This window comes from Methylobacterium brachiatum (assembly GCF_020523825.1).
Lineage (GTDB): Bacteria > Pseudomonadota > Alphaproteobacteria > Rhizobiales > Beijerinckiaceae > Methylobacterium > Methylobacterium brachiatum.
The window spans coordinates 53,276-59,723 of sequence record NZ_JAJALK010000026.1; the positions used below are offsets into that span (position 1 = coordinate 53,276).

Annotated in this window: 7 protein-coding genes; 4 read left to right on the forward strand and 3 right to left on the reverse strand. The window is 69.1% G+C overall.

What is annotated here, in order from left to right; translation table 11 throughout:
• Nucleotide 1: 1 nt before the first annotated feature.
• Together LGR69_RS29925 and LGR69_RS29930 are read left to right on the forward strand one after the other, a co-directional pair.
• Entirely contained in the window at nt 2–730 is a 729-nt protein-coding gene (locus LGR69_RS29925; protein ID WP_091994689.1) for a hypothetical protein, read from the forward strand.
• Nucleotides 731–734: 4 nt separating this feature from the next.
• Nucleotides 735–1,298, forward strand: coding sequence for a hypothetical protein (locus LGR69_RS29930; RefSeq protein WP_091994687.1), 564 nt, complete (start codon nt 735–737; stop codon nt 1,296–1,298).
• Nucleotides 1,299–1,381: 83 nt separating this feature from the next.
• Here the strand turns inward: LGR69_RS29930 and LGR69_RS29935 are convergent, their stop codons facing one another.
• The gene (locus LGR69_RS29935; protein WP_091994684.1) at nt 1,382–1,810 is read right to left on the reverse strand and encodes a hypothetical protein; all 429 of its coding nucleotides are present in this window, start codon (nt 1,808–1,810) and stop codon (nt 1,382–1,384) included.
• Between the two features lie 363 nt (nt 1,811–2,173).
• Entirely contained in the window at nt 2,174–3,085 is a 912-nt protein-coding gene (locus LGR69_RS29940) for an MBL fold metallo-hydrolase (RefSeq protein ID WP_091995191.1), read from the reverse strand.
• Between the two features lie 173 nt (nt 3,086–3,258).
• Between LGR69_RS29940 and LGR69_RS29945 the strand changes: the two genes are divergently transcribed.
• Both LGR69_RS29945 and LGR69_RS29950 read left to right on the forward strand, forming a co-directional pair.
• Nucleotides 3,259–4,599 (forward strand): sensor histidine kinase, encoded by a 1,341-nt coding sequence (locus LGR69_RS29945; RefSeq protein WP_091995188.1) that lies wholly within the window; start codon nt 3,259–3,261, stop codon nt 4,597–4,599.
• Between the two features lie 9 nt (nt 4,600–4,608).
• Complete coding sequence (locus LGR69_RS29950; RefSeq protein ID WP_091995185.1) at nt 4,609–5,265, forward strand: response regulator; 657 nt, start codon at nt 4,609–4,611, stop codon at nt 5,263–5,265.
• A gap of 205 nt (nt 5,266–5,470) precedes the next feature.
• Here LGR69_RS29950 and LGR69_RS29955 read toward each other — a convergent pair.
• The coding region (locus LGR69_RS29955; RefSeq protein ID WP_230368347.1) for a type IV secretory system conjugative DNA transfer family protein at nt 5,471–6,448 on the reverse strand (978 nt) is incomplete at its 5' end.

The window sequence follows — 6,448 nt, forward strand, 5'->3', positions numbered from 1 at the left end:
GATGCCGCGTATCCTCCTCGTCGCCCAGGATAAGGGTGGCTCCGGTAAGACCGTCCTTGTGCGCGCGCTCGCCGAATGCCTGCCCACCGCCCGCCTGATCGAGATCGAGGCCGGCCGCCGCTTGGTCGAACTCGACGACCGACTCGCGTTTTTCCCGGTTCGCGCCGAACGCGGTGAGATCGACCGCACCGGCGGCCAGGCCGCACGCGCCGAATTCGACGGCGTGCTCAACGCCATGGCCGCGGCCGAGGGGCCGGTGATCGTCGATGTCGGGGCCAACACCGCCGGCTCGCTCCTGCCGCTGATCCGCGAGGCGGGCGGGCGCTACGGCCGGCGTGGCATCACGTTCGCCCTGCTCGTCGTGGTCACCAGCGAGCCCGGCGCCCTGGCCAACGCCCCGATGCTGCTCGACCTCGCAGCACCGTTCGCGGCCGCCCGGTTCGCGGTCGAGAACCAGGTCGAGGGCCCGGTCGACCCGGCCGCCCTGAAGGCGCTCGGCAAAGGCGTCACCCTGACCCGGCTGGAGCGGCTCAGCCTCGACGCGCGCGCCAACGAGCTCCTGCAGAAGGGCGGCTTGCGGTTCATCGGCGAGGACCTCGCCGGGGCCGAGGATAACCTCATTACGCAATTCGGTTTCGCCGAGGCCGGCCGCATCGTCGAGGATCTCACCCGTTTCCGCGCCAAGGCGATGGCGGCTACCGCCCCGGCCGCGGCGTGGTTGGAGGGCTGAACCCGTGGCCCGCATCGTGGATGCTCGCTTACGCGGTGCCGAGGAGGCCGAACGCGCCGCCGCGCGTCGGGTCGGACAGAACAGCCGAGTGCGGCTGACCGAACTGCTGCGGCTCGCGCCGCGCGAGCGCATGGCCCATCTCGAAGACGCGGCCCTGATCGGCCCCGACCGGGTCAGACTGCGCCGCTCGATCCAGGCCGCCTTCGCCAAACCCCGGCGCCGATGGTGGCCGCGTGGCCGGATCCTCGCGCGCGGGCGCCGCCTTGGCATCGCGCTGCTGCGCGGTGCCCTTCATCCGGCCGTGCTCGCCCTCTTGGTGATCGCGGGAGGCTGGTTCGAGCTCGCCCGCCGGGCGACGCCCCGGATCGAACGCTCAGTGTATCCGCTGACCGCCATCCTCTCGCGACCGGATGGCTTCAGGATGACCTACACGCTCCCGGCCAATACCTGGGTCCCGGTCGAACGCCTGGAAGGCGACCTCGCCTGGGTCCGAGTGTGGAATGAAAAGCAAGGCTACCTGTACGGCGCGGTCTGGCGCGCCGGCCTCGACCTGTCGCCCGCGCGCTGATCGGATCGGGGAGGCGCGGACCCGCCCTCTCACATCGCCTCAAACGCACCCCAGGGGTCGGGTGTCTCCTGGCCGATCCGCGCTCAGGCATAGGGTCCCCGAAACAGGTCGCCGAGCGCCTTGCGCCGGAACAGCGTGGCCCACCGGCGTCGGCGATGCTCGGGGCGATCGTGGATCATGTGGCACCGCTGACAGAACGCCGCGAGGTTGGCCCCGACGTTGTTCGCCGTGTCGTGGTCGCGGTGGGCTGCGGCTAGGACCACCCGGGTCCGACGCACACGCCCGAGGATGTCCACGGATCCGGGCGCGCGGCGCACGCGCCGCCCGTTTCCGTCCCTCCAGGACGCCGCCTCCCCGTCCCACCAACAGCCATCGCCGAGGTGGGCCACGCGCTGCCCATGCGGCCTGCCGCAACACTCGCAGCGCCCTCCGGCACGGTCGAACCGGATCACGCGGGAGAGCTGTGGCCAATCGATCGGATAGAAGAAGCGGTGCTCGCGCCTGATCGGCATGGTGCAGGTCGAGGACAAGACGTCGAAGCCTGACCGTAGAACGGAACCGGTCGCGGGCCCAGGGGTCCGCTTACGTGGCTGAACCCGGTGTCATTCACCTGACGGCCCAGATCTTGGACCACGATCAGAGCTCCACTTGAGCGCTACCGGCTTGGGGCATCGCAGAGGATGTCCGAAAACGTATGCTCACCGCCGACGCCTATGCCGGTCGCCAGCCCCGTGATCAGTGTCACAGATGGTGGGCACCGGACCTTAGTCTTCTATCAGGAAGCAGACGTTCCGTTTGCGACCCGATGCGGTCGCCAATCGTACGTTGGAGGAACCTCAAAAGCGGACGCCCGCGGTCTCCGAGTTCCGGCGCACCTAGAGCAGCTCATACCCCGTCTCGGCGCGTTCGATTTTTCCGCTAGTGGCGAGGTGCATCCCGGTCACCCTCAAGCCCTCCACCGCCGCACGGTCGAGGATGCGCCGTCGCGTCGTGATCGCCTCTGCTGGATCGGTGTCCCATATCACCGTCCAATCCGGATGCGGCATCTGTAGGATCCGCGAGTGGACGATATCGCCCCAGATCAGCAGCCGGTCGGAGCCGTCCGCGATCAAGACGCCCATATGTCCCGGTGTATGGCCGGGCAGTGGCAGCGCATGGATGCCCGGTGCGAGTTCCGCTTCGCCGGAGACACGCCGGATCCGGTCGGGATAGGCTGCCAGCACCGCCTGCGCAGTCTCGAACATCGGGCTTAACGCGGCCGGAGCGGAGGCTCTGGCAGCCGCATCTGACCAGTAGGCCAACTCACGCTCCTGCAGCACGAGTTCGGCGTTCGCGAACCGCGCGAGGCGGTTCGGCGTCAGGAGACCACCGGCATGGTCGGCGTGCAGATGGCTCAGCCAGATGGTCTCGACCTGATCCGGCCGCACGCCCTCCGCCGTCAGGGCCGCGGTCACCCGGTCGAAGCCCGGCCCAAGGACGGTGCCACAGCCCGCATCGAGCAGCCAGTGACGTTCCCCGCGTCGGATCAGGAACGCGTTGACCGGCTCCGGCGACGGGCCGTTCGCAGGAAGGCCGGCCCCCTTCAACAGTGCCTGTCCGGCCCGGCTTTCCGCGGCCGGGATCATGCTTGGCTCCAGCGGAAAGAGACCGTCGCGCAACGGCGTCACAGTGAACGCACCGACCCGGTAGGGGCCGCTCGCCTGCGCGGCCGCAGCAGGGAGGTGTAACCCGAGCGGGAGCAGGGCGGACGCGGCCAGCAGGTTGCGGCGGGAGAGATGAAGCGACATGGCCGGCTCCTTGGAGAGGGGACAGCGCTATCCTCCGGATCGTGCCGGGATGAGGCCAGGGAAGTCCTCCCGCTAAAGCCCGGGCATTCTTCCCGTCTGATTGAGCCATGGCTTGCGCACCTCGACGAGCTCGGTGCCAAATAAGTCTCGCTTCGAGCCCGGCCGTCTGATCCATGAGCCTGCCCACGCATCTCGGTCTGCGCCTCCTCGTGGTCGCCGTGCTCTGCTTGGCAGGGGCTCTTGCATGGGCTGCCTGGGACGCCCATGCGAGCCTCCGCTGGGAGGCTGCCATGTCGGCGGATCGGATTGCCGCACAGCTGGCGCGTCAGCCGGGCCTCGGCAGCGCCGGACCGGCGGCAATGCCCGCCAGCGCGCCGCAGGCCGCACCGGCCATCGTCACGCTCCTACCGGGCATCTGTGCCGATATTCATCTCGGCGTGGAATTGCCTCGCCGCTACTGCGTTGATTGGGACGGCCTCGATGCCGCCCCAGCTTGGTTCCGCGGAGCCCTCGTCTGGGAGGCCGCTGCCGCGCCGACGATCCGGCCGATCGTGTATCGCGACCGCACCATCGGCAGTGTCACGGCATGGCCCGATCCGATGGCCTCGGCAGCGCGGCTCTGGCGGCGTACGTGTCTCGCAGGCGGGTTAGCTCTCGGTTTGACGGCGGCGACGGTGCTTCTCAATTGGCTCGCCGTGACGCGCCTCGTCGCTCCGGCCGGGCGGATCGTGCAAGGGTTGGAGAACCTCGACACGGCCGGCACCCGACCGCCGCTGCCACGCTTCGCCGCCACCGAATTCGACCGTATTGCCCGCGCCTGCAACGCACTCGCCGACCGGCTCGCCCACACAGAAGCCGACCGCGCCGGCCTGATGCAGCGGCTCGTCACGGTTCAGGAAGAGGAGCGGCAGGCCCTCGCGCGCGACCTGCACGATGCCTTCGGCCAGTGCCTCGCCGCCGTGGGGGCGCGTGCCGCGGCGATCGAACTGGCTGCGCCCCCGGAGCGTGAGGATCTTCGCGAGGACGCCCAGGGCATCGAAGCCGTCATCGCCACCATGCGGGAGAGCCTGCGTGGAGCCCTGGCCCGCCTCGAACTGCCCGATCTCGCCGAGGCCGGATTGGAGGAGGCGCTGCGTAGCCTCGTTGTGGACTGGCGAGGGCAACTCAGGTCCGGCCCGGCCCTGCATCTCGATGTAACGGGCGATCTCACCGACATGCCGGACAACGTGGCGGCGAGCCTCTATCGGATCGCGCAGGAGCTTCTGACGAACGCCCTGCGCCACGGCAGGCCGAGCCGGGTCTTCCTCCGGCTCGACCGGTCGGAGACCGGGCCACGAACGGTGACGCTGACGCTGGACGACGATGGCGGGGGCGATGTGTCCCAAGCCGCGTCCCACACGGGCCGTGGGATCGTCGGCATCCGGGCCCGGCTCGCCGCCCTCGGTGGAAGTTTCTCGCTCACTGGCACCGGCACCGGCATCCGTGCCTGCGCCTCCGTGCCAACCGTCGTCTGAGGTCGCCCCATGGCCACGTCCATCCTCCTCGTCGATGATCATCCAGTCGTGCGGGAGGGCTATCGCCGCCTGATCGAGCGACAGCCGGGCTTGGTCGTGGTCGCGGAAGCCGAAAGCGCAGCAGCGGCCTATTCCCAATACAAGGCTCACGCGCCCGATCTCGTAATCCTCGACCTATCGCTGCCCGGCCCAAGCGGCATCGAGGCCATACGGCACATCCTCCAGTGGGATGGGTCCGCCCGCATCGTCGTGTTCAGCATGCGCACCGGGGCGGTGATCGCGCGCCAAGCCTTCGCCGCAGGGGCGAGCGGGTATGTCAGCAAGGCGAGCCCACCCCGTGAGCTGCTGGCAGCGGTGGCGGCCGTGCTCCGCGGCGAGCGGGCGATGAGCGCCGACATCGCGCGTGCGATCGCCCAGGATGAGGTGGCTGGGGGGCGCACGGCGCTAGACGACCTCAGTCCGCGGGAGCTTGAAATCCTGGGTCTGACCGCCGGCGGGATGACCGCGCAGGCCGTCGCCGAGGCGCTGTGTCTGAGCCTCAAGACGGTGCACAACAACCTTTCGGTAATCCGCGCCACGCTCGGGGCGCGCACCGATGCGCATCTCGTTTGGATCGCGATCGGGGCTGGGCTTGTATCGATCTCAGAGGAACTACCGCTGAAGTAGCCTTAGAATTTCGTCCGCTTTGACGACCTTTCGACCAGAAGCCGACAGGCAGGAAACCACCCATCTCGGTCGTAGGTCCCTGTCTCATCATGACGCCTGCAAGTGGACGATCCCGGCTTCTGAAAGCGGGCGTTTTCTCGCTTACCCGTTCGCCTGGACCCAGACGCGCGGACCGGGATCACCCACCGCCGCGCATCCGTCTGCGTCACCCTGAAATGGTCGCCGTCACCGGCTTCACGAAGTCGAGCAGCTTGGTGCAGCGTGCGTCTTCGTGGGCGAGCGTCTTTCTGAGCTTGAGGGGGTCGGTGGTGTGTGCCCGGCTGTTGAGGAACACCAACGTGTGCCCCCGGGTCAGCGCGGCTAGGTCCGAGGCCGGGACTAAGGCCTCCGCCACCGCGGTGGCACTACGGCTCACTTTCCCGGTCGTGGGATCGGTCGTCTCGGTCTCCTGCACACCGGTGAACGTCCCGAGCGCGGTCGACCAGCGCTCCCGCTCAGTCCCTTGCGCCCCGGAGAGGTTGAACAGCATCAGGACCTCGGCGGTATCGCGCAGGATCGTGGCCCCGGCCTCGCCGTAGGTCTCGGCCATCTGCGCCTCCGACTGCCAGAAGGTCCACACCGACACGCCGTAGCCCGGCAATTCCCCCGCCCCGCGCAGGATCGCGTCGAAGCGCCCGAGTACAAACGCCTCGTCGATGATCACCAGCACCCGCTCGGCCACCGGCGTGCGCCGCACCGCGCTGAACAGGCTCGCCAGGAGCCAGCGCACGTACGGCGCGATCTCTCTACGGCGGTCGTCGGCCGGCAACACGATGAACAGGTCGGTGTCGCCCGCGCACACCGCGTCGAGATCGAAACTGTGGCCGGTCACGACCCGGCGCATGCGCGCGTCGAGCAGCCAGCCGAACGCCTGGGCTGCGGTCGACAGGATGTTGGCCCGGGCCTTCTCGTCGTCCGAGCCGAGGATGCCGCGCACCTCCTCGGCCACAGGGTCATCGTAGCCTTCCAGGGCGGCCAGCAGCGCCTCGCAACGCCCGCGCATCAAACCAGGAGCCTCGGCCACCCCCTGCCCGGAGCGGATCACGCTCTGCAGCGCGGCCACGACCAGGGGCCCGGTGAGAGGATGGTCGAAAACGTACGCTAAGCGTCGCGGCCTTGCTGGTGGAGGCGCAGCGGCCTGAAC

Excerpts from the sequence above, each read along its gene's own strand:
- LGR69_RS29925 (WP_091994689.1), top strand. The coding sequence starts at position 2 with ATGCCGCGTATCCTCCTCGTCGCCCAGGATAAGGGTGGCTCCGGTAAG.
- LGR69_RS29950 (WP_091995185.1), top strand. The coding sequence starts at position 4,609 with ATGGCCACGTCCATCCTCCTCGTCGATGATCATCCAGTCGTGCGGGAG.
- LGR69_RS29945 (WP_091995188.1), top strand. The coding sequence starts at position 3,259 with ATGAGCCTGCCCACGCATCTCGGTCTGCGCCTCCTCGTGGTCGCCGTG.
- LGR69_RS29935 (WP_091994684.1), bottom strand. The coding sequence starts at position 1,810 with ATGCCGATCAGGCGCGAGCACCGCTTCTTCTATCCGATCGATTGGCCA.
- LGR69_RS29940 (WP_091995191.1), bottom strand. The coding sequence starts at position 3,085 with ATGTCGCTTCATCTCTCCCGCCGCAACCTGCTGGCCGCGTCCGCCCTG.